The following is a 25,065-nucleotide window of genomic DNA, read 5'->3' on the forward strand; positions in this document are numbered from 1 at the left end:
CATTTATGACTGAGAAATTGGGAATTCGAAACGCACTGACCTAAAAGAAGTAGTAATATAATAACTAAGGCAAATACTTTTGACATACAGGCCTTCGTTGAGAGTTGTGTTCGTACGCAATGTAAGGAACATGACGATTATCGAATTTTTATGTCATGCGATTTGAAAGCGCTAACAGGTAGAGAGTTGGAAATATGCTGATTTTTCAACACGAAGTGTGAAATGAATGAAACGGGGGGAACCGTATATGGCAAGCCGGGAACAGGAACAACAAACATTTTATGGACCCAATCTTGGGTACATCATCGAATTGTATGAACGTTTTCTAGAAGATGCTTCTTCGGTTGACGAGGAAACACGGAGTTACTTCGAGAAAAATGGGGCGCCAGTCGCTGAACCAGTCGTTCAACAAACGGTCGAGACGGGTGATTTCGAAAAATATTTGGCGGCCAGCCGATTAGCGGATCAAATTCGGGCAAAAGGTCATTTAGCTGCTGATATCTACCCATTAAAAGACCATCCGCGGGAGATGGAATTATTTGAACTTCGTCAATTCGGATTGACGGAAGCTGATTTACGTGGCATGCCGGTGACACTCGTTTGTCCTGATCCACCAGCCCATCTGGCGGATGCTTTTGAGGGAATTGAACATTTAAAAGCACAATACACGGGAGCAGCGGCAGTCGAGTTCCAACATGTCGATGATTTGGATGAAAAAAAATGGTTACGGCAAAAAATTGAACAAGGGGCGCTGACGGCTACATTATCAGTCGATCAGAAAAAACAATTGTTCAAACGCTTAGCCGAGACTGATCTTTTTGAAAAGTACTTGCATAAAACATATGTCGGACAAAAACGATTTTCAATCGAAGGCTTAGACGCGATGGTACCGTTGCTCGATACGATCGTGGGTCATTTGATTGCGAATGGTTCGGAAACAATCAATATCGGCATGGCGCACCGGGGAAGATTAAACGTCTTGGCGCATGTCTTAGGCAAACCGTATGAAATGATTTTCGCAGAGTTTCAACATGCACCAAACCATGATCTGGTCCCGTCAGAAGGATCCATTGGCATTACGTATGGTTGGACAGGAGACGTCAAATATCATTTAGGGTTGAATCGGAAAATGGGACAGCAGTCCAGTAACGTCCGCATGACGCTTGCGAACAATCCATCACACCTCGAGTTTGTTGATCCTGTCGTCGAAGGTTTTACACGAGCAGCACAAGACGATCGTTCCCAAAAAGGGGCACCACGCCAAGAACAAGGTAAGGCAGCCGCCATCTTGATTCATGGGGATGCCGCCTTCCCAGGACAAGGAATCGTCGCTGAGACATTGAACCTGACGAACTTGAAAGGGTACAACACGGGTGGAACGATTCATATCATTGCGAATAATACAATTGGCTTTACGACGGAACCGGCGGATTCGCGTTCGACACGCTACTCGAGTGATTTGGCGAAAGGATACGAAATTCCGGTATTCCACGTCAATGCAGATGAACCGGAAAGCTGTTTGGCAGTCGCCTTACTTGCGAGCGAATACCGGGCTACCTTCAAGAAGGATATTTTGATCGATCTCATTGGTTATCGTCGATTCGGACACAACGAGATGGATGAGCCGATGAACACAAACCCAGTCTTATATGAGTTGATCCATAAACATGACTCGGCACGTGTGTTATATGCCAACCAGCTTGTCGAACAAGGTGATGTCACCAAAGAAGATATCACGACGATAGAAGCAGACATCAATGACATGATGAAAGCAGCACGTGAAAAAGTGCCGAACGTTGAAAAAGAGTACGGTGGTGTCATGCCAGACGTCGTCTTCAAAGGAGTTCCGACGATCGAGACAGGTGTTGCAGTTGAAAAACTGATGGCTTATAACGAACAGTTGCTCGAATGGCCAAGCGGATTCAGCGTGTTCCATAAACTTGAAAAAGTCTTGAAACGCCGGACGGATGCCTTGACGACGAAAAATGGAATCGATTGGGGCCATGCGGAAACGTTAGCCTTCGCTTCGATTCTCTCGGATGGGACACCGATTCGTTTGAGTGGTCAGGATTCAGAGCGGGGAACGTTTGCCCAACGGAACATCAACTTAAATGATGTCAAGACAGGTAAAGCCTTTTCGCCGATGCACAGCTTAAAATCTGCAACAGCGTCCTTTGCTGTCTACAATAGCCCGTTATCCGAAGCAGGTGTTCTCGGTTTTGAATATGGCTATAACGTATTTGCGCCAGAAACACTTGTCTTGTGGGAAGCCCAGTACGGGGATTTCGCGAACTCCGGTCAGGTCATCTTTGATCAATTCATCTCGGCCAGTCGTGCAAAATGGGGTCAAACATCCGGTCTCGTCATGTTGTTGCCGCACGGATACGAAGGTCAAGGACCGGAACACTCGAGTGCGCGTTTAGAACGATTCCTATCGTTGTCCGGTGAGAAAAACTGGACAGTGGCCAACGTCTCGAGTGCTGCACAATATTTCCACTTACTCCGTCGCCAAGCAGCAATTCTTGGAAAAGACGAAGTCCGTCCGCTCGTCGTGATGACACCAAAAAGTTTATTACGTCATCCGTTAGCCACATCGGATTTATCGGAGCTGACAGATGGTTCCTTCAAACGGATCGTTGAACAGGCGGGGCTTGGTCAATCACCGGAGCAGGTCGAACGGATCGTGTTCTGTAGTGGGAAAGTGGCGATTGACCTAGCAGAAGCGGTCTCGAAATCTGATGACGACTTCAACTGGTTACACATCGTCCGGATTGAAGAAATTTATCCATTCCCGGCGAAGCAGTTAAAAGCCTTGTTGGAACGTTTCCCGCAGGTCACGGAATTCGTTTGGGTTCAAGAGGAACCAAAAAACATGGGCGCCTGGACGTATATCGAACCACGTCTCGAGTCAGTCGCGATCAACGGTATCACACAGGTCCGCTACATCGGTCGTCGCAGACGTTCAAGTACGGCGGAAGGTGACCCGACAGGACATAAGGTCGAGCAAGCACGAATCTTGACGGAAGCTTTGACGCGACAATCTGTCAAAGAGCCGACTGCACCAACTACTTCTGAAACGAATGTCTAAGCATCATCTGATTTGGGGTCAAACACGAAAAGAGTCTTAGGGGGACGAATGAACATGGAAATCAAAGTGCCAGAGCTTGCAGAGTCGATTACAGAAGGAACGATTGCATCATGGTTAAAACAACCGGGTGAACAAGTGGAAAAAGGAGAAGCGATCGTTGAACTAGAAACGGATAAAGTCAACATTGAAGTACCATCCGACGAGGCTGGGATTTTATCGGAGGTCATGGCTGCTGAAGGTGACACGGTGCGTGTCGGTGAAACGATTGCAATCATTACAGCAGGTGGAGAAGCAGCAACACCTGCACAAGCAGAAACAAAACAACCAACAACAGAACAGGTAAGTGAAGTACCCGTTGCGGAACAACCGAAAAAAGAGCAACCGGCAGCCGTTGCGGCTACAGAAAGAACGTCCCTTGCGGATCGTCCGATCGCGTCACCTGCCGCACGGAAGTTGGCACGTGAAAAAGGAATTGATCTATCGCAAGTCGCAACACAAGATCCGCTTGGGCGGATTCGTGTCCAGGATGTCGCGACGTTCGAAGTCGCACCACGCGAACAAGCAAAACCGACTCCTTCACCAGCACCTGCAGCACCAGTGACACAAGCGGCATCAGGAAAACCGGAAGAACGGATCAAGATGTCCCGTCGTCGTAAAACGATTGCCAATCGTTTAGTAGAAGTCCAGCAAACGGCTGCGATGCTCACGACATTCAATGAAATTGATATGTCTGCTGTCATGTCCTTACGTAAACGCCGTCAGGAGAAATTCGTCAAGGACAACGAAGTCAAGCTTGGTTTCATGTCGTTCTTTACGAAAGCGGCGGTCGCGGCACTCAAAAAGATGCCGTACTTGAATGCTGAAATTCAAGGGGATGAAATCGTTCTTAAGAAGTTCTATGATATCGGGATTGCCGTATCGGCACCAGACGGATTAGTCGTTCCGGTCGTCCGTGACGCGGACAAAAAGAACTTTGGTGAAATCGAAAAGGACATCATCAGTTTAGCCGTCAAAGCACGTGACAATAAACTGGGACTATCGGATTTGACGGGTGGTACGTTTACGATTACAAACGGTGGGACGTTTGGTTCGTTGATGTCGACGCCGATCCTTAATGGACCGCAAGTCGCGATTCTTGGGATGCATGCAATCAATCTTCGCCCTGTTGCAATCGACGCCGAACGAATGGCAAATCGTCCGATGATGTATGTGGCGCTCTCTTACGATCACCGGATCGTGGATGGCAAAGAAGCCGTGACATTCCTAAAACACATCAAGGATTTGTTAGAAGATCCAGAGTCATTGATTTTTGAAGCATAAGTCGAGTTGAGATAGAGGCGTTCTTCCTATGATAGGGAGAACGCCTCTTTTCGTCTCTTCAGATAAGCAGGTGATCCGTTTGATTACAAGTCTGTCATGGATTCTAAAAACTTCTTCACCTCAACTATATGTTTGCTTCACAGTCGTCGCGTAGGCTTTAGTCTGTAAGTTACTTTTAAGGGGGAAATACAACATGATGAAACAGATTGGCGTTACCGTACTTACAGGAGCAATAGCCGCAACTAGTTTCGGGAGCATCGATGCTTTGGCACATGCAAAACATGATCTACTCGACCCGAATCGTGTTGTTAACATCGCCCACCGAGGCGCTTCCGGGTATGCACCGGAACATACGATGACGGCGTATCAACTCAGTCATAAGAAATTAAAAGCGGACTACATCGAAATCGATTTACAGATGACGAAGGACGGTCAATTGATTGCGATGCACGATGAGACGGTTGATCGGACGACAAATGGAACAGGTGCCGTCAAAGATAAGACACTAGCTGAAATCAAACACCTCGATGCGGGAAGCTGGTTCAATACAGCGAATCCGGATTATGCGAAGGCTGAATATAAGGGACTCCACGTTCCGACACTCGATGAAATTTTTGATAAGTATGGCAAACATGCGAACTACTATATCGAAACAAAATCACCTGAAGTTTACCCAGGAATGGAAGAAAAACTACTGAAAACATTACAAAGTCATGGTCTATCAAGCAATCGTGTTCAACCGGGACAAGTCATGATTCAATCGTTCAGTCAAGCAAGTCTATTAAAAATTAAAGCGCTTGATGAAGGTTTTCCACTCGTTCAGCTGATGGATGCACCAACAGTCCAATCAATCACGCCTGAGGCACTTGACGAAATTCAGACATACGCGGTCGGACTCGGTCCTTCATATAAAGGACTAACGCGTGAAAATACGGCAATGATTCGGGAACGTGGACTGTTGCTTCACCCCTACACGGTGAACGAGAAAGTTGACATGGAACGGATGCTCGATTATGGAGTGACGGGTGTTTTCACGAACTATGCTGATCGTTTCAATGAAGTATTACATGACATGAAAAAGAAATGAATCGTTTAAAAGTCAGTTTCCTTTTTAGGAATACTGACTTTTTTTGTTGGAATGAAATCCAAGGCTTCATTGGTTACGTATACTTCAATGAAAGATTTTAAGAGCATACAATTTATTTTCGATTGATGCCGAACATGCTACGATGAAACAGCAGTGTTGGATGAAGTGTTCAGATTGCTTCACTAACAGGGAATGGAGAGGAAAGACATGCGAATCACACAATATACGGACTATGGATTACGTGTTCTGATTTATTTAGGTCTTCATCGGGAAGAAATAACACCGATGCCGGCGATTGCCAATCATTACGGAATTTCATCGAATCATTTGATGAAAGTGACCCAACAGTTGACAAAACTAGGTTATGTCGAGTCGACACGCGGACGAACGGGTGGGTTGCGACTCGCGAAGGACCCGACAGACATCAACATCGGACAAGTCGTCCGTGAAATGGAACCGATGGAAATCGTCGACTGTTTTTCAGCGGAAGGTCGATGTGTGATTGAACCAAGCTGCCACTTAAAAGGGATTCTCGGGCGTGCTTTACGTGCCTTTTTAAAAGAACTTGAACAGCATACATTAGCGGAACTCGTTGAGAACAAGGACGAGTTGACACTTTTGTTTTCCTCATCACCGTCGTCCGTTCATTCATGAGAAGTAAGTTGAACGAGACAAAAAAGACATCATCTTTTCCGAACCCATTCGGAAGATGATGTCTTTTTTGATTGTTTATTTTCGAGTCGATCGTTTTTTAGGGTTGACATGCTCCGGGTTTTTCGCCAAATCATCTTGGACGGATCCCTTCCATAAAGGAACATCGCTATAATAGGCAGCACGCGCAATTAAATGGCCACCAATCGGGGCGGTAATCAATACAAACAAAATACCAAGTAAAACACGGGACGAGAAGAAACCGTCTTCAGCGACAAAATAAATGATGACACTGATCAGGATACTCATCACCCCAAGCGTCGCACTTTTGGATGCGGCGTGGGCACGGGTATATAAGTCGGGTAGCCGAATGAGACCCAGTGCAGTTACAAGACTGAAAAAAGTCCCGATCAAGGCAAAGGCAGCTACAAAGATATCACTGATTGCGATCACGTTCGATGATCTCTCCTTTCTCAATGAATTTAGAGAAGGCGACGGTGCCGATGAACGCTAAGATTCCGATTAACAAGATGACTTCGAGATAGTCACTTGTCCGGAGAATGATGGATACCAATCCGACGACAGAAATCAGACTGATGCCGATTGAATCCAGGGCAATGACCCGGTCGGCGACAGAAGGTCCTTTAATGACCCGGTAAAATAAGCCAAGCATCGATAAGAAGACACCGCCTAAAGCGATGAATAAAATTGTCTCTAGCATTATCGGCTCACCTCCAAAATGGCTTTTTCAAAACTGTTGCGGATGGAGGAGACGGCTTCATCCGCTTCTGGCATGTGCAGGGCATGGATATACAGTGTTTTATTGTCGTCTGAAATATCGACGACGAGTGTCCCTGGTGTCAACGTAATCAGCATTGATAACAACGTGACTTGCCAATTGTGTTCGAGTGCTGTCTCGTACGCGAAGATACCCGGTTTGATATCAAGCTTTGGTTTGAGGATGATCGACAAAACTTCGAGATTTGCGACGACCAGCTCGTATAAAAACCGGAAAAACAAACGGATCAGCGCGATGAACGGTTTGAGGTAAAAGCGGCTACTGAATCCTCGGCGCATGGCGAACATCGCAAGCAACCCTAACAGATAGCCGATGATGAACGACGAAGCAGAAAAGGAGTTGGCGAGAAACATCCAGAGAAATGCCAACAAGATATTGAGTAATAACTGGAATGGCATTGATTAATCTCCTTTCAAGACAGCTTGGATATAAATCGACGGATCGACAAGTGGATCGACCGCTTGAGAAATAAACGGACGAACCGCTTCAGTGCCTACACCATACACGACCGTAATGGCGACGAGTAGAATCGCTGGTGTCATCAATTGTTTGAGCAGGTGGCGTTTCGGTCCTGTGTAGGCATTTGGTGTTCCCCAAAATCCACGAATGAAGATTTGCATGACGGAGTAGAGAACAAGTAAGCTCGAAATCAAGACGATGAACGGACCGGTAAGGTCTCCGGCCTCAAAACCACCTCGGACGATCAGAAGCTTTCCGATGAAACCACTGAGTGGCGGGATGCCAGCCAGAGATAACGCGGCGATAAAATACGTCCAACCGAGTAACGGATAGTCTTTGATCATACCGCCCATATCCTTCAACTTACTGGATCCAGCAATCCCGATCATGACGCCGATTAATAAGAATAAGGCTGCCTTGATCAGCATGTCATGGATCAGGTAGAAGACAGCGCCTTCAAGCGACTGCCGCGTCATGACGGATACGCCATACAAAATGACACCGACGGCGACGATGATGTTGTAGATTAAAATCTGTTTGACGTCTCGTGTTGCGAGGGCACCAATCACCCCGATCAGAATCGTGGCAAGCGCCAGCCAACCGAGAATCTGATGCGTGAATTCAGGCTGATGGGAGAAAAATAGACTGTACGTCCGCAAGATTCCGTAGACTCCAACTTTCGTTAACAGTGCCCCGAATAAAGCGAGGACGGGCGTCGGAGGCACTTGGTAGGAACCGGGAAGCCAAAAGTACAAGGGAAAGATGGCTCCCTTTAAGCCGAAGACAATCAAGAACAGAATCGCGATGACACTGAGAATACCAGGTTGATTGATTTCCGTGATTTTTTGTGAAATATCGGCCATGCTCAGTGAGCCGATGACACCGTATAAAAAAGCGACGGTCATGACGAACAAGGCGGATGAGATGACGTTGATCAACAAATACTTCAGTGATTCGCGTAACTGAGCCGGTTTTCCTCCCAGTACAATCAAGACGTAAGACGAGATCAAGAAGACTTCAAAAAAGACGAACATGTTAAAGATATCACCTGTCGTAAAGGCACCATTGACCCCGACGAGTAAAAATTGGACGGCGATGTAATAATAAAAACGTTGATGTAAATCGGACAGGTAATAGATGGAATACCAGACAACAAAAAAGACAAGCAGGCTCGTCGTGAAGACAAGCAGGGCAGATAACATGTCAGAGACAAGGGTGATGCCGAAAGGCGCCGGCCAGCTCCCAAGCGTCACCGTCAATATCCCTTGCTGCCGGACACTGTAAATCAGATAAGCGGCTGCAACGATGGTGACAAGGGTTGAGCCGAAAGAGAGCGTCCGTTGTAGGCGCAATCGATCCGGGAACAACATCAAGATGACACCGGTGACCAGTGGAATCAAAATCGGTAATAACGGTAAATTAATCATGCGTATCGGTTCCTTTCATTTCCTCGAGATTGTCTGTCCCTAGTTCTTGATAGGCCCGGTAGGCGAGCACGAGGAAAAATGCAGTCACACCGAAATTGATGACGATTGCCGTTAAGACAAGAGCTTGTGGGAGCGGATCGGTATACTGGGTGACGCCGTCCTTGATGACGGGAGCGGCGCCCGTTTTCAATCCACCCATCGTCATGACAAGCAGATGAGCCGCATGACTGAGAAGGCCGGTTCCGATGATGATGCGTAAGATACTTTTTGAAAGAATGAGATAGACGGCACACATCGTTAAGATGCCTGCAGCGATCGCCATGATGATCTCCATGCGTTAATCACTCTCCCCAATCGTTTGAATGATCGTCATCGTCACACCGACGACGACGAGATAAACACCTAAATCAAACAACATCGCCGTGTGCAAGGACGTTTTTCCGAACAACGGTAAGTTGAAGTAATCGTGGGCGTGTGTAAAGAACGGTACATTAAACAACAAGGCACCAGAAGCCGTCAAGACAGAAATCAACATGCCGATCGCCGTCATCTGTTTGTAGTCGACTGGTAAGATCTGCCGAAGTGTCTGGATGTCAAAGGCTAACAAAACTAAAACGAGTGCGGAAGCTGTGACAAGCCCTCCGATGAAGCCGCCCCCCGGTGTGTAATGACCGGCGAAAAACAGGTAAACGGCAAACAAGAAAATAATGAAGGTGATGAACGTTGTAGATGATTCTAGGATAACGTCGTTCGTGTGTTTTTTCGTTGGAGTTTTCATTTGTCGATTCCTCCTGTCTTCCGGAAATTAATCATCGCATAAATACCGAGTCCGGCAATCGCTAAGACACTGATCTCAAACAACGTATCAAACCCACGGAAGTCGACTAAGATGACGTTGACCATGTTTCCACCTGCTGCTAAATCAGCGACGTTATCAATGTAATACTGGGCAATCGAAGCGAATGAGCGTTGACTGAGGGAAGCGAGTGCAACCAACGTGACACTTAATCCGACGAGCGCAGAAATCGCAGCGTTCCCGAGTTTAAATTTGATACGTTCTTCTTTTCGACTGATTTCCGGCATATGATAAAACACAAGCAGGAACAGGGCGACGGAAACGGTCTCAATGACAAGTTGTGTCAAAGCGAGGTCAGGTGCCCGGAATAAGACGAAGAACAAGGCGACCGTATAGCCGACGACACCAAGCAAGATGATCGATGTCAAACGAGATCGCGCAAACGTGATCGACAAGGCGCTACCAACCAGAACGAGTGCCAAGACGACTTCATAAGCATGAACGGTGCTGAGTGGATCGACATCGAATTTAAAGGCATCGAGGAAATACATGCTCGATAGGACAAGGACAACGATGAATCCGAAGATATAGACCAGATAGGAGCGCATGTAACCGGTCATGACGGTATCATGGATGGCGGTTGAGGCATGTTCCCCCCGGCGCAGCAATCCATCATACTGATGATTCAACGAGACGCTTGTTGGCATCCGGTTGTAAAGTGTAGACCATTTCGGCAACGTCAAAAATAGCACCGTGCCGACCGAAATGATGAGAAGCGTCAAAAAGAGTTCCGGATTAAACCCATGCCAGAGCTTGATGTCAACTGAAATCGAACCGCCTTCAGCAACGACTTTCGGTAAAATCGCTTCGACTGCAGGACGAATCAGCGTATTTGAAAGTAAGTTCGGGAACAGTCCGATCAAAACGACGAGGGAAACGAGAACGAGTGGAGCGAGTAACATGCCAATCGGTGCTTCGTGCGGTTTTTTCGGAAGTTGTTCGAGTTTTTTTTGTCCAAGAAACGTTCGGTAGACAATCAAGATACTGTAGACAAACGTGAACATACTCCCGACGACTGCAAAAAACGGGAATAACAGACCAAACGTATCCAGATGAAACAGTCCTGATTGGGAAACTTCAAGGACACCGGTCAAAAACATCTCTTTACTTAAAAAACCATTGAATGGAGGCACACCTGCCATCGATAAGGTCCCGATCGTTGCAATCGTAAACGTCACCGGCATCAGTTGGGACAAGCCACCGAGCTTTCGGATATCACGTGTTCCCGTTTCATGATCAACGATGCCCGCCATCATGAACAAGCTCCCTTTGAACGTGGCATGGTTGATAAGGTGGAAGACGGCAGCGACCGTTGCAATCGTATAGAGACTGTCCGGAAGGATATCAACCTGTAAAGCGGCCGCTCCTAATCCAAGCAGTGACATGATGAGACCGAGTTGCGAAATCGTCGAATAAGCGAGGATGGCTTTTAAGTCGACTTGTTTGACGGCATTTAATGATCCCCAGAAAAGTGTGAACATTCCGACACCGGATACAAGATAAAACCAGAGTGGTGTCTCAGCAAAGATCGGACTCATCCGGGCAACCAGATAGAGGCCAGCTTTGACCATCGTTGCTGAGTGGAGATAGGCACTGACTGGAGTGGGTGCCTCCATCGCGTCCGGTAACCAGATATGGAATGGAAACTGAGCAGATTTCGTGAAGGCCGCCAGTAAAAACAGGACGAGGGCGACCGTAAAGAGTGGATCCCCATTATACGTACTGACGGTTGCGAGCGATTCACGGATGCTAAACGAACCGGACAGTAACGATAAAATTGAAATCCCGCCGAGCATCGATAAACCACCAAAGACAGTGATCAGCATCGATTTTTGGGCACCGTATCGGGAACGTTCACGTTCGTACCAATATCCAATCAACAAAAACGAAGAAATCGATGTCAGTTCCCAAAAGAGATACATGACGATCAGATTGTCCGATAAGACAATTCCAAGCATTGCGGTCATGAAAAGAAGCAGGTAGACATAAAAATTGTGTAACGCTTCTTTTTTCGGATCCAGGTAATAGACGGAATAAAGCACGACCAGTGAACCGATTCCGGTAATCAATAACGCGAACAACAGACCAAGACCGTCGACATAGGCGACGAAGTTGATATCGAGTGAAGGAATCCAGTTCATCGTTGCGACTACAGGTTTTCCAGCCATTGTCTGACTGATGTACTGACTGAAGTAGACGACTAACGTAAGGGGAACGAGCAGAACGAACCATCCTGTATGTACGGATGGAATCTTCTTATAGAGAAGCGGAATGAAGAGACTTACAAGTAACGGCAACAAGATTGCCAAATGAAGCAAAGACACATGATTCCCTCCTTATGGTGTAATACCATCGAAAAAATGAAAGAAGGACGTTGTACGCAAGCGACGAGTATGGCTTGTGACGTGTCCTCTTCAACATAGACATTCGATTTTTGTGAAGCTTCTGTTAAAAGTATAACGTAGATTTCCCGTCTCTGCATGACCTGAACCTTTTTGATTTAATGCAGGAACGCGGTTTTTGAGCGAATTATTAAATATGTAGGAACACGGCAGAAAAACAGCAAAAAAAATTTCAAAAAAATATTTTTAGAGTCATGTTGATTACCTGATGGAGTTTAAGGGAAAAGCATTCAAGTATAAAAATCCAGTAAATAGAGGTGTCGTCATGAGAAAAACATTTAAACAAGGATTAATCGTCGGTGGAATAGTTGCTGTATCCGTGTTAGCGATTCAGCGGTATAAACAAAGTTGCTCGAATGCTCAGGACCAGGACGTCAGTCATTCAGCTGAACTCGATCAACGTCCAAGTATCGATGCCAAGACGGATGAAACGGAAGTGGGTCTGACGCAACTGGATTCGATTCATCGTGCAGACTGGCAAGCCAATGGTTTCCCACAAACACATGCGGAACTGGAACGATTAGAAAAAGAAGAAAATCAATAAAAAACACGCTCTCATGTGAGGGCGTGTTGTTCTGTAAACGGGTTCAGGCACTCGTCGATACAAGCGCCTGAATACGCTCGCTGTGTGCCGTGTAGGAAGACAGGTGCTCAAATTGATGCAGGGTAAGAGTCGTCATGCGGCTATGACCTGTGCTTGATTCAAGCAGCAGGTAGGCTTCATTTTGATCCTGTCCCCCACCGTCAAAGCGGATTTTAGCTGTAATCGTTCGTCCATCGTTCGTTTGCATATAAATATCGTAACCACCAAAATCAACTCGGGTAAAGCGATTTGCTTCGCTTACGATTCGTTTAAAGGTTTCTATCAATGAGTAAGACATACAAGTTCCTCCTTATGTGAAAAAGCGCATGTGACCTAACGATCAATCACCAATCGGTATCGAATATCTCTTTTCCCATTTTATAGAAGAATCAAACCTTTTAAAAAAATCTTTTCTTTTGTTGTTATGAAACGCGTTCCATAGTTTATCGTACAATTAGACAGCGCGTGACTGGTCATACAGCTAGGCGTCAGCTGGAACACTTACAAAAAAGAGCGGACGAGCTCTTTTTTTCATGAAGACATCAAAAAAGGCAAAGTTCGAATAAAGAACTTTGCCTAAATGTAAGACGTCATAATTCGACGTTATGGTATACCTGTTGGACATCTTCCAGATCTTCTAATGCATCAATCATTTTTTCAAACTGTTGGACGTCTTCTTCTGATAATGTGACTTCGTTTTGAGCAAGCATCACGAGTTCCGCAACTGAAAATTCTGTGATACCGGCTTCTTTTAAGCATTCTTGAACGGCATGGAACTGTTCTGGTTCCGCATAGATGATGACCGACTCGTCTTCCTCTAAAATATCACGGACATCCAGATCGGCTTCCATCATCAACTCAAGAATATCGTCGGCCGTTTTCCCTTCGAAGGCAAAAATGGCTGTCGCGTCAAACATATACGCAACGGATCCACTGACACCCATGTTCCCGCCGTTTTTTCCAAAAGCAGCACGTACATCAGAAGCAGTCCGGTTGACATTATTCGTCAACGTCTCGACGATGACCATCGAGCCACTTGGACCAAATCCTTCATAACGCAACACATCAAAGTTCTCTTCAGCGCCACCTTTTGCTTTTTCAATCGCCCGATCGACGATTGCCCGTGGAACACTGTATGTTTTAGCCCGCTCGAGGACAACCTTTAGCGCCTGATTCGATTCAGGATCCGGTTCGCCTTGTTTGGCAGCCACATAAATTTCGCGACCGAATTTAGCATAAACCCGGCTTGTGTTTTTGTCTTTCGACGCCTTTTTTTCTTTAATATTATTCCATTTACGACCCATCAGAATCCACTCGCTTTCACATGACTTCGATTTAGTTAGGAACTTGCTGGTTCCCTCTGCCTTCTCAGTATACCTCATAAGTTGTTGATTTCTGAACTGAAAAGGTGAGGGCAGTAGTGTTTTTTCAAGATTGACGTTTACAGGTAGTCGGAAATTGGGAAGTAACAGGAGATGAAATCTAGTGTTTGGAAGGGTGAAGAGAGATGAACAGAGCAGCAGTATTCCACCGTGCCTTGTCGCCATATGTGTATAAGTATGATCAGGAGACCGTCCACATCCGTTTGATGTCCGCCAAAGGAGATTTGGATCGTGTCGAGTTGGTCCATGGGGATCCGTATGAATGGGACGCGGAAAAAGAAGAAGACCGTGACTGGAATTTCGATCCAAACAAAGAGAAGTTCTGGAAAACGACGACGACGGAGATGACGTTCTCCGGATCGGATGCGACCCATGATTATTGGTTCGTGGCCATTAAACCGGCGAAAAAACGTGTCCGTTATGGATTCAAAGTCAATGCGGGTGAAACGTCTGCCGTCTATACGGAGCGTGGTTGGTATGACGAATTGCCACTCGATCATCCCGGATATTATTTTGCCGTTCCGTATATCAATGCGGTGGATGTGTTTGACGCACCTGAGTGGGTAAAGGACACGGTTTGGTATCAAATCTTCCCGGATCGGTTTGCGAACGGTGATCCCGAAAATGATCGACCTGGAACGATTGCTTGGGGAGCGGAAGCCCCTGCCTTTGATAATCATTTTGGTGGTGACTTTCAAGGGGTGATTGATCATATTGACTACTTGAAGGCTCTTGGGGTCACAGGCATTTATTTCTGTCCGATTTTCGTGGCACCTTCTAACCATAAATACGATACGCTTGATTACTTACGATTGGATCCGAGTTTCGGGACAGAAGAGACGTTCCGAGAAATGGTCCAGTTGCTCCATGACAATGAGATCCGTATTCTGCTTGACGCCGTCTTTAACCATGTCAGCGTCGATCATCCAGCGTTTCAAGATGTCATGAAATATGGGAAAAATTCAAAATACGCCAATTGGTTCATGGTTGACGAATTCCCGATTCAAACGACGCCAGAACCAAACTATGAAGTGTTTGCCTTCGAACCAAACATGCCTAAATTAAATACAGCCCATCCGGACGTCAAAGACTATTTATTGAAGGTCGGACGATACTGGGTCGAAGAGTTTCAGGTCGACGGTTGGCGACTCGATGTAGCAAGTGAGGTCGATCATGCGTTTTGGCGTGAGTTCCGGACCGAGGTCCGCACTGCCAATCCGGAAGCCTATATCGTTGGGGAGTGTTGGACGGATTCTCAGGAATGGTTGCTTGGTGATCAATTTGATGCCGTCATGAATTATGGACTGACGGAAGCGTTTCTGACATTCTTTGCGACAAACGACAGTACCGCTTCTGAATTTAGTCATGCAATCGTTCGAAATCACAACGGGAATACGATGAATGTCAACGAGGTGATGTTCAATTTAGTCGATTCGCACGACACCCCGCGCGCCTTGACACGAGCGAACGGGAACCACGAACGGATGAAATTGCTGATGTTGTCTCTGTTGACGTTCACGGGAAGTCCGGTCATTTATTACGGTGATGAAATTGGTCTGACGGGTGGTCAAGATCCGGATAACCGAAAGTGTATGGTCTGGGACCCGGCGGAGCAGGATACGGCACTGCTGGCGTATGTCAAACGTTTGATTGGTCTACGGAAACAACACCCCGGTCTTGCCAATGCAGGGACGTATCAATTCGAACGGTTAAACGATGAAACGGCCAGTTTTGTCATCCGTCGCCGGACCAATCAGGCAACGTATTTGATTTTGTTTAATAACGGACCGGAAGCCGTCGACTTTACCTTCGACGAACCGACGATTGATTTGTTAGAAGACCGTCCGTCTGCAAAAACGGTTGTCGTTCCTCCTGTATCTGGAAAGATACTTCAAGTACAATCTTCATGAACAAACGAAAAGCATCCGTTCAGGGATCTTCCCATGACGGATGCTTTTTTTGAGTTTCAACGAGTATTCATTTGAAAAACGGATGAATCAATAAACCACTTCTCAATTTAGGTTCAAACCAAGTTGATTTGGGCGGCATGACTTCATGAGCATCGGCGACGGTCATCAACTCCGTTAAACTTGTCGGATGCAAATGAAAGGCAACGGCCATCGTGCCTTGATCGACAAGCTGTTCGAGTCCGGCATAGCCTCGGATACCCCCGACAAACTGAATCCGAGAATCGGTCCGTGGGTCTTCGATGCCGAGGAAAGGGGTCAGCACTTCATCTTGTAAAATCGTGACATCCAGATTCTCCTTGACGGATGGACGTTCTTTTTCATAATCAAGTGTATACCAGTTTTGTTTGACATACATTTCAAACCGATGTGGTTTCGTTTCCGTCGCTCGACCGGGTATAATCGTGAAACGACTGCTGATCCGTGTCAATAACTCGTCAACGGATTGACCATATAAATCTTCAACGACACGATGGTATCCCTGGATGTTCAATTGATCACTCGAAAACGAAACGGCAAGGAATAAACCGGCGTCTTCATGATGATTTAACCGAGCGACTTGAGAAGCGGCTTCTGCCCGGTGATGACCGTCTGCAATATACAGATGATCATGACGAGCGAACTGGCTGCCAATCGTCATCATCGCGGCGCGTTCTGTAATCTTGAAAATCGTATGTTCGATGCCGTCTTCTGCCGTGAATTGATAAATCGGTGTCTGTTGGTCCTGCTCGGAAACGATGCGGTCCAGTTCAGGATCAGGATGGTGCGCAAGTAAAATCGGGCCAGTATGAGCAGCCAGTGACTGGACATGACGAACGCGGTCTCGTTCTTTGTCGGGACGCGTGAACTCATGTTTCCGGATGATACCTTGATCGTAGTCAGCAACAGAGACACATCCGACGAATCCAGTCTGAGTATGTGTTCCGTCACTTAGCCGGTACAGAAAATAACTTTCTACGTCATCAAATGTCAGGATATGGCGTTCGATGGCTTCTTTAAAGTGAAGAGCCGCTTGTTGATAGACGCGCGGATCGTGGTCATCGATGAAGTCAGGTAACGTCACTTCGGCTTTATCCATCCGTAAAAAAGATAAAGGACGACGTCGGACTTCTGCGCGTCCTTCCGCCCGATTAAAGACGTCATAAGGGAGAGAGGAGAACGCTTCCGCGTATTTAGGTTCGGGACGTAACGCATGGAATGGTTCAAAAGTAGGCATAATCAACGCTCCTTAAAGTAGTCGTGTTTTTAAAACACCAGGAATGAAGTCCAACTGGCGTAATGAGATCGTTTCATCCAAATGGTTATCGATGTCGATGATCGTATAGGCGATGCCACCTTTACTGCCATTGATCATGTTTGCGATGTTGATTTGTTCCGTCGCGAGGACGGAAGCAATCTGCCCGACCATGTTCGGAATATTTTGATGGGCAATCGTAATCCGGCGTTTCCCAGAGTAGGGAAGTTCGACCGACGGGAAATTGACGGAATTGCGGATGTTACCGGTCTCCAAAAATAGTTTAAGCTGATCGACCGCCATGATGGCACAGTTTTCTTCTGCTTCGCCGGTCGAAGCTCCGATATGTGGGAGCGGGGTGACACGCGGCAGTGACAGGATGAATGCGTTCGGGAAGTCGGTCACGTAATTGGCTAAGCGACCGGACTTTAAGACCGTTGCCAAGGCGTGTTCGTCAATCAGTTCACCCCGGGAAAAGTTGAGTAACGTCGCTCCTTGTTTAATCTTGGACAGTAAGCGTTCGTCGAGCAGATGGTGCGTCGCATCAATCAAAGGGAGGTGCAAGGTGATATAGTCGCTCGTCGCAAGCAACTCTTCTAGATTCGTGACACGATGGACTTGATTGGACACACGCCAGGCCGATTCGACAGACATGTGTGGATCATATCCAGAAACCGTCATCCCAAGCTCGTGTAACGTATTGGCTAAGCTCGCCCCAATCGCCCCAAGACCGACGATCCCAATCCGTTTGCCGAGCAGTTCTGTACCGGCAAACTGTTTTTTGTTTGCTTCAATCCGCTCTGGGATATCGGGCCCCCGCAGATTATTGGTCCATAAAATGCTTGGAATCAGTTTACGGGCGGTCAAGAACAGACTGGCGATGACCAACTCTTTTACGGCATTTGCATTGGCGCCGGGTGTCGAGAAGACGGGAATTCCCCGATTCGCCAATTGGTCGAGTGGGATGTTATTGACTCCTACACCAGCCCGGGCGACCGCTTTTAAGGATTCATTAAATTTCATTCCGTGTAGATCTTTGCTCCGAACAAGAAACGCATCCGGCGCTTCGATCTCATGCTTGACGAGGTACTGATCGGTAAATCGTTTTAAACCTTTGTCAGAGACGTCATTCCAAAGTTGTACGTGATACATTTAGCGTTCCCCCTGTTCAAATCGGTGTAAGGCATCTAGAAGGGCGTCGACTCCGGAGGTTGGCATGGCATTGTAAAGACTGGCACGCATGCCACCAACGGAACGATGTCCTTTGAGATTGACGAGCTGATTGCGTTCCGCAAACTTTAGAAACTGTTCATCCAAGTCAGCTTGCCCCGTCGAGAACGGGATGTTCATACGACTACGATCCGTTATGGCGACAGCGTTTGAGAACAACGTCGATTGATCCAAATACGTATAGAGAGTAGCGGCTTGTCGGCGGTTTCGTTGAACGACCGTCTCAAACCCTTGCTCTTTAATCCATTCGAGAACAAGTTTTGTTAAATAGATACTATACGTTGGCGGTGTATTGTAGAGAGAATGATGTGTAGCATGTGTGTCATAACGCAAATAGGAGCCTAACAATGCCGGTGTTCGTTGGAGAAGGTCATTTTTGATGATGACAAGCGTCATCCCTGCCGATCCCAAATTTTTTTGGGCACCTGCATAAATCAAATCGAACTGACTGATATCGATGGGTTCAGACAAGATGGAAGAGGAAAAGTCTGCCACTAAAGGAACGTTGACTTGTGGTACATGGGTGTAAGTCGTTCCTTCGAGTGTATTGTTCCACGTGATATGCAGATAGTCGGCGTCAGAGGTAACTGGCTCAGTCGGGATCGAACGGTATCCATCAGACGCAGATGAGGCGATGATCCGTGTCGTTGCATACGCTTGTGCATCTTGAATCGCTTTTTGGGACCAGCTACCCGTATCAATGAAGTCGATGAGATGACGATTTGTCGCCAAATTGAGCGGTAACATGGAAAACTGGAGCGTGGCGCCACCTTGTAAAAATAAAACATGATAGTCGTCCGGCACTTCCAGCAGCTCGCGGAGCAAAGATTCTGTCTCGTTTAGGATAGTTTCAAATAGAACGGAACGATGACTTAGCTCCAAGACGGATTGACCGGATCCTCGATAATTCAACAGCTCAGATTGGGCTTTAAGTAACACCGGAACCGGTAATACGGCGGGACCAGCAGAAAAATTAAAAACAGTCATATCATTCCTCCTACAACAATTTTCAGAAAATATTCACAACTAAAGTGTAACGGAATGAAAACAGTTAATCAAATGTCTTTTGAGCGGAAGGCGTGATGCAGGAGGGCGATGTTCAAACGATGTTATAATCAAGTGTTTTAATGAATTCTCTGATTTAGCTTAAGTTAAGGAAGGGTAATGGAGCGTAAAGAAAATAGGACCAGCCATCTTCATGAGATGCTGATCCGAGATCTAAGCCGCGCATACTGTCTGATAAGTAATTGCTGAAGGTTTCAGGAGGGATCGAGTGGTGTCAGTTGATTGAAATGCCATTTCCAGCCTTTTGTTGTCCAGTGGTACAAGGAGACACTCCGAAAACGACCGACGTATGAGGTATGACCATACGAAAAGGTGTCTTCTACTATTTCTTGCACAAGTGCAGTTGTTTCAAATACTTCGACGACCATAGATTCGTTTGTCTGGTCGATCCATTTGATTTGATTTAAATCAACATAATGATCGAGGTACGTCTCGGCATCAAATTGACGCCCTTGTCCATCAATAAAAGAAAAATGGTCCGATAACAGTTGATTCATCGCTTGCCGGTTCCCTTGCATCAAGTAATCATGCCGGTTTGTAAGGAGTGTTTGCAACTGTATATGTTTAGTTGGTGGTTCCATCTAAATCATCCTTTCAGTCTTTTGGTAGGGGAATGGCTCAAAAAGAAACAGAAACAAAAAAAGACTCTGCAACAGCAGAGTCTCGGAAAATTAAAGTTTAGAAACGTTAGTTGCTTGCGGTCCGCGTTGGCCTTCTTCAACTTCAAACGAAACTTCTTGACCTTCGTCAAGTGATTTGAAACCGTCTGTTTGAATAGCTGAGAAGTGAACGAAAACGTCGTCGCCGCTTTCACGTTCGATGAAGCCAAAACCTTTTTCTGCGTTAAACCATTTCACTTTACCTTGTTCCATGTGTGTTGCCTCCTGCGCATGACTGAGTCATACTGATTATTACTACCGTGATCAATTTCATCGAGTCAAAAGTGTAACCTTCATATCTCCACCGAACAACAATAATTACTTAATAATATACCATGTCCGGTCTGAAAAAGATAGGGGAGATTAAAAAAGAATTAAAAAAGAGGATCCGCGGCTGCGGATCCTCTCAGGAAAATTAAAGTTTAGAAACGTTAGTTGCTTGCGGTCCGCGTTGGCCTTCTTCAACTTCAAACGAAACTTCTTGACCTTCGTCAAGTGATTTGAAACCGTCTGTTTGAATAGCTGAGAAGTGAACGAAAACGTCGTCGCCGCTTTCACGTTCGATGAAGCCAAAACCTTTTTCTGCGTTAAACCATTTCACTTTACCTTGTTCCATGTGTGTTGCCTCCTGCGCATGACTGAGTCATACTGATTATTACTACCGTGATCAATTTCATCGAGTCAAAAGTGTAACCTTCATATCTCCACCGAACAACAATAATTACTTAATAATATACCATGTCCGGTCTGGAAAAGATAGGGGAGATTAAAAAAGAGGAAACGCAGCTGCGCTTCCTCTTAAGAAAATTAAAGTTTAGTAACGTTAGTTGCTTGTGGTCCGCGTTGGCCTTCTTCAACTTCAAACGAAACTTCTTGACCTTCGTCAAGTGATTTGAAACCGTCTGTTTGAATAGCTGAGAAGTGAACGAAAACGTCGTCGCCGCTTTCACGTTCGATGAAGCCAAAACCTTTTTCTGCGTTAAACCATTTCACTTTACCTTGTTCCATGTGTGTTGCCTCCTGCGTGTGACTGAGCCACACTGATTATTACTACCGTGATCAATTTCATCGAGTTAAAGTGAAACACTTTGTATCTCCACCGAACAACAATAATTACTTAATAATATAACATGGTCTCTAAGAAAAAGGAAGTAATAAACAACAAAAAAAATATCTCGCCTAAAATTTATCAGAATCCTTTAAGTAATGGAGCGTTAAAAGGAATTGGCGTCTCGTGGTCCGAATACTTGAACTATCTCCACCTACGTTTTGCTTAGAGGTGGAGGATTCCTGAGTTATTCGACCTACCGATCGAAACCTTATCAGGCTAACCCCGTCGTCCTGACGGTTGAAAGTTAATCTTGCCTGTTTCTTTTGCGCGGATGCCTACTCTGCTTGGTTTTCGCTACTTCGGTCATCTGCAAGGTGAACGTTGAAGATTTTACGTGACATACGAACTTCCTGTCACAACCCTATATCTTCAGTTTTCAAAGAACATGACACTTGGTTTATTCCTGATTTTGATTGTTTTCAAACCAAGAATGTCGGACAATTGACGCGTAGGAAGACCGAAGACGATTCATCCCCCACTTACACTAGGGCTTCGCCCTGAACGTTTAGAAGTGGGCGTATTCTCGTCTGATTTTGATAAATCTAAGTAAAAGGATTCCGTCAATCGCTTATCCGACCGGTTCGCGTTGAGACCTGACTTGTTTCACTGCACTGATTAAATAGCCGTGAATCGATGCGTATCGTTTAGGATTTGTCCAGACATCATGGAAAATTTGTTTTAGAGTAAGTTGAATGCGCCGTTCATCGGACAACATTCGTGTTAATAACAAATATAACGATTTTTCATACCGGTCATATAACAATTCGAGAGCGTATCTATTTTTTAGTTCGATTTGTTGGAATAACTCTTCATCAGTTCGCATGCTCTCCTCCTTGTAGTCGTTTACATCTTGTTTTGTAAACACTTTGTTACTTGTTTGTTGTTGTAATTTTCCCGATAAAAAAAATATCAAACACCTTAACTCTTTGATATTAAGATATTTAAGGAATACGTTAGTCGCAAAGAAGGAGAATGACGCCATGAGTTCGATTTATTTACGTGTGTATAAGAAAGAAGACGCACTGGCATTGCTGGATCTCAGCGTTCGAAACCAAGGGCATTTTGAATATTGGATGCCGGTCAAACCCCTAAAAGATACCTATACGCTACCGAAACAACTTGAGCGAATTCAACAGTTGGAGGAGAACCAAAGAGCAGACCGTTCGTATGCGTTCGGGATATTTTTAACAGAAACGAATCAACTGGTCGGAGAAGTGTCTGCGGCGTTCGTCGAACGTTTCCCGGCAGAGACGTGTATGATCGGGTATCAACTTGATCAGCAGTATAACGGGCAGGGCATTATGTCGAATGCCGTGCGCCAAGCTGTGCGTCTCTTGTTCGATGAATACCAGTTCCACCGTTTGCGGGCCGAAGTCATGCCTGAGAATATCGGATCGATCCGCGTCTTGGAAAAAGTAGGATTCAGACAGGAAGGGGTCGCAAAAAAGAGTTTGTTCATTAACGGTGCCTGGGAAGACTTCGTATTGTTTGCACTATTAAAAGAAGAACTCGATTAAAAGAAGAACTCGAATGAGGAGAAACGCTCGAGCACAGTCTTTTAGCCATACATCAGGATTGTCAAAGGAGAATGATTCATGCCCATGTCGACTTATTACCAGAATCTGCGTCAAAAAACAGGAAATCAATTGTTGTTCACGCCATCTGTCGGTGCAATCATCCGCGATGCATCGGGACGAATCTTGTTCCAAGATCCGGGAGGTCCGTTCTGGAGCCTTCCGGCGGGCGCAATCGAACCGGGCGAGCCGCCGGCAAAAGCGGTAATCCGCGAAGTATATGAAGAAACTGGATTGATTGTCCGTCCGATCCGCCTAATCGGCTGTTTTGGAGGAGAGGCGTTTCGCCTGACCTACCCGGATCAAAACCAGGTGGAGTATATCGCCTTTATTTTTGCTTGTGAAGTGTTGGAAGGAACGTTAACAGCGATTGACGGAGAATCCAAACAACTGTGTTATTTCGACAGGAAAGATCGTCCACCCTTAGCGCTTCCTTATCCAGAACATATTTTTGAAACAGGAACGGAAAGTAGCTTTTTTGAATGGGAAGAAGCATGGATTGATCAATTAAAGATGGAACACTCTGTAAAAGACGAACATTAAAAGGTTTTTTAATAGAAAAATATGCTTTTTGGTGATTTTATTTTGACAAGCTTCCTAATGTTCGATATAGTATCCAAGTACGAACGTTACTATTTAATTAACAAAAAATATTCGTTATTTGGGGTGCTAGTGATGGATGTAGTATTTGATTATGAAGATATTCAATTAATTCCTGCAAAATCAATCGTAGGAAGCCGGTCGGAATGTGATACGACGGTTGAGTTTGGTGGACGACGTTTTAAGTTACCGGTCGTTCCGGCCAATATGCAGACGATCATTGACGAAAAAATTGCGACTTATTTGGCAGAGAACGGTTACTTTTACATCATGCACCGTTTCGAGCCCGAAACACGACTCGATTTTGTTCAGTCGATGCAAAAACGCCATTTGATTGCATCAATCAGTGTTGGCGTAAAAGCGGAAGAATATACATTCGTCGAGACGTTGGCACAAGAAGGCTTGACGCCGGAATACATCACGATTGACATCGCTCATGGTCATTCGGAAGCGGTCATTCGGATGATCCAACATATCAAACTGCTGTTACCGGACAGTTTTGTTATTGCTGGAAACGTCGGCACACCGGAAGCGGTTCGTGAATTGGAACACGCCGGAGCAGACGCGACAAAAGTTGGGATTGGTCCAGGGAAAGTGTGTATTACGAAAATTAAAACGGGATTTGGTACGGGAGGCTGGCAACTGGCAGCCCTGAGATGGTGCGCAAAGGCCGCCAGTAAACCAATCATCGCAGATGGAGGAATCCGGACCCACGGTGATATCGCAAAATCAGTCCGATTTGGGGCGACGATGGTCATGATCGGTTCATTATTCGCAGGGCATGAAGAGTCACCGGGGGAGACACATGAAGTCGATGGACTACGTGTCAAAGAATACTTTGGATCAGCATCCGAGTTTCAAAAAGGTGAAAAGAAGAACGTTGAAGGAAAAAAAATGTTTGTTGAACATAAAGGCATTCTGTCTGATACATTGATTGAGATGGAGCAAGATTTACAGTCCTCGATTTCTTATGCAGGCGGCAACAAACTGCAAGCTATCCGAACTGTTGATTATGTGGTCGTCAAAAATTCGATTTTCAATGGAGATAAAGTGTATTAAAAATAGCGGAGTGAGATCTTTCAAAGGTCTTGCTTCGTTTTTTTTTGCTTTGACGAATTGTAATATTAAGTGCAACACCTAGCTGAAAACACAAAAAAACCCATAACGGCCTCGTGTAGAATAGAGTTACCACACAAAATTCAACGGAGGATTCGTTATGAGCTATGTTCATCTTACCACATCAGAAAGAGTCAAAATAGAGACGTATCTCGAGCTAGGTTTCTCTGTCCGAAAGATTGCTGGACGCCTGGGGCGTCAACCTTCTACGATTTCACGAGAATTGAAACGAAATCCTTACTATGATTCTTCCCATGCCGACCAGCGTTATGTGGAGCGAAAAAAGAAGTGCGGTGCACGGACGAAGTTTACGCTCGAAAAAGGAGTCCGCATCCTCGAAAAGTTACGGGAGACGTGGTCCCCTGAACAGATTGCCGGACGATTATTCCAAGAAGAAGGACTCTCGTTCAAGACCATTTATCGTTGGATTTATATGGGCCTCGTCGAGGCCGATT

General features: G+C 45.7%; 27 protein-coding genes. 10 read left to right on the top strand and 17 right to left on the bottom strand.

The window, feature by feature from the left end:
* Positions 1-226 precede the first annotated feature (226 nt).
* The 4 genes from BLD48_RS04190 (at position 227) to BLD48_RS04205 (ending at position 6,149) form a co-directional block, all read left to right on the top strand.
* Complete coding sequence (locus BLD48_RS04190) at positions 227-3,088, top strand: 2-oxoglutarate dehydrogenase E1 component (protein ID WP_071499065.1); 2,862 nt, start codon at positions 227-229, stop codon at positions 3,086-3,088.
* 54 nt (positions 3,089-3,142) lie between these two features.
* On the top strand, positions 3,143-4,408 hold the full coding sequence (odhB, locus tag BLD48_RS04195) for a 2-oxoglutarate dehydrogenase complex dihydrolipoyllysine-residue succinyltransferase (protein WP_071499066.1): 1,266 nt from the start codon (positions 3,143-3,145) through the stop codon (positions 4,406-4,408).
* Between the two features lie 193 nt (positions 4,409-4,601).
* A complete protein-coding gene (locus BLD48_RS04200; protein ID WP_071499067.1) occupies positions 4,602-5,495 on the top strand; it encodes a glycerophosphodiester phosphodiesterase in 894 nt (297 codons plus the stop codon).
* Between the two features lie 207 nt (positions 5,496-5,702).
* Entirely contained in the window at positions 5,703-6,149 is a 447-nt protein-coding gene (locus tag BLD48_RS04205; protein WP_071499068.1) for an Rrf2 family transcriptional regulator, read from the top strand.
* 75 nt (positions 6,150-6,224) lie between these two features.
* Here BLD48_RS04205 and mnhG read toward each other — a convergent pair whose 3' ends face one another.
* The 7 genes from mnhG to BLD48_RS04240 are packed head-to-tail and all read right to left on the bottom strand — an operon-like array spanning position 6,225 to position 12,011.
* Positions 6,225-6,599: a monovalent cation/H(+) antiporter subunit G gene (gene mnhG, locus BLD48_RS04210; RefSeq protein WP_071499069.1), complete on the bottom strand. Its 375-nt coding sequence runs from the start codon at positions 6,597-6,599 to the stop codon at positions 6,225-6,227.
* Positions 6,583-6,867, bottom strand: coding sequence for a Na(+)/H(+) antiporter subunit F1 (locus BLD48_RS04215; protein ID WP_014970528.1), 285 nt, complete (start codon positions 6,865-6,867; stop codon positions 6,583-6,585). Before BLD48_RS04215 ends, mnhG begins: the two co-directional genes overlap by 17 nt.
* Complete coding sequence (locus BLD48_RS04220; protein ID WP_071499070.1) at positions 6,867-7,343, bottom strand: Na+/H+ antiporter subunit E; 477 nt, start codon at positions 7,341-7,343, stop codon at positions 6,867-6,869. The genes BLD48_RS04215 and BLD48_RS04220 overlap by 1 nt, the downstream gene beginning before the upstream one ends.
* Before the next feature lie 3 nt (positions 7,344-7,346).
* On the bottom strand, positions 7,347-8,831 hold the full coding sequence (locus tag BLD48_RS04225) for a Na+/H+ antiporter subunit D (protein ID WP_071499071.1): 1,485 nt from the start codon (positions 8,829-8,831) through the stop codon (positions 7,347-7,349).
* Complete coding sequence (locus tag BLD48_RS04230) at positions 8,824-9,165, bottom strand: Na(+)/H(+) antiporter subunit C (protein WP_071499072.1); 342 nt, start codon at positions 9,163-9,165, stop codon at positions 8,824-8,826. Before BLD48_RS04230 ends, BLD48_RS04225 begins: the two co-directional genes overlap by 8 nt.
* Before the next feature lie 3 nt (positions 9,166-9,168).
* Entirely contained in the window at positions 9,169-9,609 is a 441-nt protein-coding gene (locus BLD48_RS04235; RefSeq protein ID WP_071499073.1) for a Na(+)/H(+) antiporter subunit B, read from the bottom strand.
* On the bottom strand, positions 9,606-12,011 hold the full coding sequence (locus BLD48_RS04240; protein ID WP_071499074.1) for a Na+/H+ antiporter subunit A: 2,406 nt from the start codon (positions 12,009-12,011) through the stop codon (positions 9,606-9,608). Before BLD48_RS04240 ends, BLD48_RS04235 begins: the two co-directional genes overlap by 4 nt.
* Before the next feature lie 343 nt (positions 12,012-12,354).
* On the opposite strand from BLD48_RS04240, the gene BLD48_RS04245 reads away from it, so the two are divergent.
* The gene (locus BLD48_RS04245; RefSeq protein WP_071499075.1) at positions 12,355-12,633 is read left to right on the top strand and encodes a hypothetical protein; all 279 of its coding nucleotides are present in this window, start codon (positions 12,355-12,357) and stop codon (positions 12,631-12,633) included.
* 43 nt (positions 12,634-12,676) lie between these two features.
* Here the strand turns inward: BLD48_RS04245 and BLD48_RS04250 are convergent, their stop codons facing one another.
* Together BLD48_RS04250 and BLD48_RS04255 are read right to left on the bottom strand one after the other, a co-directional pair.
* The gene (locus BLD48_RS04250; protein WP_071499076.1) at positions 12,677-12,970 is read right to left on the bottom strand and encodes a hypothetical protein; all 294 of its coding nucleotides are present in this window, start codon (positions 12,968-12,970) and stop codon (positions 12,677-12,679) included.
* A gap of 292 nt (positions 12,971-13,262) precedes the next feature.
* Positions 13,263-13,976 carry a YebC/PmpR family DNA-binding transcriptional regulator gene (locus BLD48_RS04255; protein WP_026830758.1) on the bottom strand — a complete coding sequence of 238 codons (714 nt, stop codon included), beginning with the start codon at positions 13,974-13,976 and terminating at the stop codon, positions 13,263-13,265.
* Between the two features lie 203 nt (positions 13,977-14,179).
* On the opposite strand from BLD48_RS04255, the gene BLD48_RS04260 reads away from it, so the two are divergent.
* Complete coding sequence (locus BLD48_RS04260; protein ID WP_071499077.1) at positions 14,180-15,964, top strand: glycoside hydrolase family 13 protein; 1,785 nt, start codon at positions 14,180-14,182, stop codon at positions 15,962-15,964.
* Between the two features lie 67 nt (positions 15,965-16,031).
* Here the strand turns inward: BLD48_RS04260 and BLD48_RS04265 are convergent, their stop codons facing one another.
* The 8 genes from BLD48_RS04265 to BLD48_RS04300 all read right to left on the bottom strand — a co-directional run bounded on the left by BLD48_RS04265 (position 16,032) and on the right by BLD48_RS04300 (position 22,143).
* Entirely contained in the window at positions 16,032-17,237 is a 1,206-nt protein-coding gene (locus tag BLD48_RS04265) for a DUF1015 domain-containing protein (protein WP_071499078.1), read from the bottom strand.
* Positions 17,238-17,249: 12 nt separating this feature from the next.
* On the bottom strand, positions 17,250-18,407 hold the full coding sequence (locus BLD48_RS04270) for a phosphoglycerate dehydrogenase (RefSeq protein ID WP_071499079.1): 1,158 nt from the start codon (positions 18,405-18,407) through the stop codon (positions 17,250-17,252).
* The gene (gene serC / locus BLD48_RS04275) at positions 18,408-19,472 is read right to left on the bottom strand and encodes a 3-phosphoserine/phosphohydroxythreonine transaminase (RefSeq protein WP_071499080.1); all 1,065 of its coding nucleotides are present in this window, start codon (positions 19,470-19,472) and stop codon (positions 18,408-18,410) included.
* A 272-nt stretch (positions 19,473-19,744) separates the two neighbouring features.
* A complete protein-coding gene (locus BLD48_RS04280; RefSeq protein WP_071499081.1) occupies positions 19,745-20,131 on the bottom strand; it encodes a nuclear transport factor 2 family protein in 387 nt (128 codons plus the stop codon).
* Positions 20,132-20,221: 90 nt separating this feature from the next.
* Positions 20,222-20,422, bottom strand: a complete 201-nt coding sequence (locus BLD48_RS04285) for a cold-shock protein (RefSeq protein ID WP_014970516.1) — start codon at positions 20,420-20,422, stop codon at positions 20,222-20,224.
* Between the two features lie 202 nt (positions 20,423-20,624).
* Entirely contained in the window at positions 20,625-20,825 is a 201-nt protein-coding gene (locus BLD48_RS04290) for a cold-shock protein (protein ID WP_014970516.1), read from the bottom strand.
* A 191-nt stretch (positions 20,826-21,016) separates the two neighbouring features.
* Positions 21,017-21,217, bottom strand: a complete 201-nt coding sequence (locus tag BLD48_RS04295; protein ID WP_012370557.1) for a cold-shock protein — start codon at positions 21,215-21,217, stop codon at positions 21,017-21,019.
* Positions 21,218-21,888: 671 nt separating this feature from the next.
* Positions 21,889-22,143, bottom strand: a complete 255-nt coding sequence (locus BLD48_RS04300; protein ID WP_026832804.1) for a hypothetical protein — start codon at positions 22,141-22,143, stop codon at positions 21,889-21,891.
* A gap of 157 nt (positions 22,144-22,300) precedes the next feature.
* Between BLD48_RS04300 and BLD48_RS04305 the strand changes: the two genes are divergently transcribed.
* The 4 genes from BLD48_RS04305 to BLD48_RS04320 form a co-directional block, all read left to right on the top strand.
* Positions 22,301-22,837: a GNAT family N-acetyltransferase gene (locus tag BLD48_RS04305; protein WP_071499082.1), complete on the top strand. Its 537-nt coding sequence runs from the start codon at positions 22,301-22,303 to the stop codon at positions 22,835-22,837.
* 78 nt (positions 22,838-22,915) lie between these two features.
* Entirely contained in the window at positions 22,916-23,437 is a 522-nt protein-coding gene (locus tag BLD48_RS04310) for an NUDIX hydrolase (RefSeq protein ID WP_071499083.1), read from the top strand.
* 132 nt (positions 23,438-23,569) lie between these two features.
* Positions 23,570-24,553 (top strand): GMP reductase, encoded by a 984-nt coding sequence (guaC, locus tag BLD48_RS04315; RefSeq protein WP_071499084.1) that lies wholly within the window; start codon positions 23,570-23,572, stop codon positions 24,551-24,553.
* Positions 24,554-24,710: 157 nt separating this feature from the next.
* Positions 24,711-25,065 (top strand): helix-turn-helix domain-containing protein (locus tag BLD48_RS04320; protein ID WP_143082910.1); only part of this gene is annotated, 355 nt, incomplete at its 3' end.

Source organism: Exiguobacterium sp. KRL4 (assembly GCF_001870785.1).
Classification (GTDB): domain Bacteria; phylum Bacillota; class Bacilli; order Exiguobacteriales; family Exiguobacteriaceae; genus Exiguobacterium_A.

What these genes read in the sequence shown, in the direction of transcription:
- BLD48_RS04190 (WP_071499065.1), top strand. Translation starts at nt 227, where the DNA reads ATGAAACGGGGGGAACCGTATATGGCAAGCCGGGAACAGGAACAACAA.
- odhB (WP_071499066.1), top strand. Translation starts at nt 3,143, where the DNA reads ATGGAAATCAAAGTGCCAGAGCTTGCAGAGTCGATTACAGAAGGAACG.
- BLD48_RS04200 (WP_071499067.1), top strand. Translation starts at nt 4,602, where the DNA reads ATGATGAAACAGATTGGCGTTACCGTACTTACAGGAGCAATAGCCGCA.
- BLD48_RS04205 (WP_071499068.1), top strand. Translation starts at nt 5,703, where the DNA reads ATGCGAATCACACAATATACGGACTATGGATTACGTGTTCTGATTTAT.
- BLD48_RS04215 (WP_014970528.1), bottom strand. Translation starts at nt 6,867, where the DNA reads ATGCTAGAGACAATTTTATTCATCGCTTTAGGCGGTGTCTTCTTATCG.
- BLD48_RS04220 (WP_071499070.1), bottom strand. Translation starts at nt 7,343, where the DNA reads ATGCCATTCCAGTTATTACTCAATATCTTGTTGGCATTTCTCTGGATG.
- BLD48_RS04225 (WP_071499071.1), bottom strand. Translation starts at nt 8,831, where the DNA reads ATGATTAATTTACCGTTATTACCGATTTTGATTCCACTGGTCACCGGT.
- BLD48_RS04230 (WP_071499072.1), bottom strand. Translation starts at nt 9,165, where the DNA reads ATGGAGATCATCATGGCGATCGCTGCAGGCATCTTAACGATGTGTGCC.
- BLD48_RS04235 (WP_071499073.1), bottom strand. Translation starts at nt 9,609, where the DNA reads ATGAAAACTCCAACGAAAAAACACACGAACGACGTTATCCTAGAATCA.
- BLD48_RS04245 (WP_071499075.1), top strand. Translation starts at nt 12,355, where the DNA reads ATGAGAAAAACATTTAAACAAGGATTAATCGTCGGTGGAATAGTTGCT.
- BLD48_RS04250 (WP_071499076.1), bottom strand. Translation starts at nt 12,970, where the DNA reads ATGTCTTACTCATTGATAGAAACCTTTAAACGAATCGTAAGCGAAGCA.
- BLD48_RS04255 (WP_026830758.1), bottom strand. Translation starts at nt 13,976, where the DNA reads ATGGGTCGTAAATGGAATAATATTAAAGAAAAAAAGGCGTCGAAAGAC.
- BLD48_RS04260 (WP_071499077.1), top strand. Translation starts at nt 14,180, where the DNA reads ATGAACAGAGCAGCAGTATTCCACCGTGCCTTGTCGCCATATGTGTAT.
- BLD48_RS04265 (WP_071499078.1), bottom strand. Translation starts at nt 17,237, where the DNA reads ATGCCTACTTTTGAACCATTCCATGCGTTACGTCCCGAACCTAAATAC.
- BLD48_RS04270 (WP_071499079.1), bottom strand. Translation starts at nt 18,407, where the DNA reads ATGTATCACGTACAACTTTGGAATGACGTCTCTGACAAAGGTTTAAAA.
- serC (WP_071499080.1), bottom strand. Translation starts at nt 19,472, where the DNA reads ATGACTGTTTTTAATTTTTCTGCTGGTCCCGCCGTATTACCGGTTCCG.
- BLD48_RS04280 (WP_071499081.1), bottom strand. Translation starts at nt 20,131, where the DNA reads ATGGAACCACCAACTAAACATATACAGTTGCAAACACTCCTTACAAAC.
- BLD48_RS04285 (WP_014970516.1), bottom strand. Translation starts at nt 20,422, where the DNA reads ATGGAACAAGGTAAAGTGAAATGGTTTAACGCAGAAAAAGGTTTTGGC.
- BLD48_RS04290 (WP_014970516.1), bottom strand. Translation starts at nt 20,825, where the DNA reads ATGGAACAAGGTAAAGTGAAATGGTTTAACGCAGAAAAAGGTTTTGGC.
- BLD48_RS04295 (WP_012370557.1), bottom strand. Translation starts at nt 21,217, where the DNA reads ATGGAACAAGGTAAAGTGAAATGGTTTAACGCAGAAAAAGGTTTTGGC.
- BLD48_RS04300 (WP_026832804.1), bottom strand. Translation starts at nt 22,143, where the DNA reads ATGCGAACTGATGAAGAGTTATTCCAACAAATCGAACTAAAAAATAGA.
- BLD48_RS04305 (WP_071499082.1), top strand. Translation starts at nt 22,301, where the DNA reads ATGAGTTCGATTTATTTACGTGTGTATAAGAAAGAAGACGCACTGGCA.
- BLD48_RS04310 (WP_071499083.1), top strand. Translation starts at nt 22,916, where the DNA reads ATGCCCATGTCGACTTATTACCAGAATCTGCGTCAAAAAACAGGAAAT.
- guaC (WP_071499084.1), top strand. Translation starts at nt 23,570, where the DNA reads ATGGATGTAGTATTTGATTATGAAGATATTCAATTAATTCCTGCAAAA.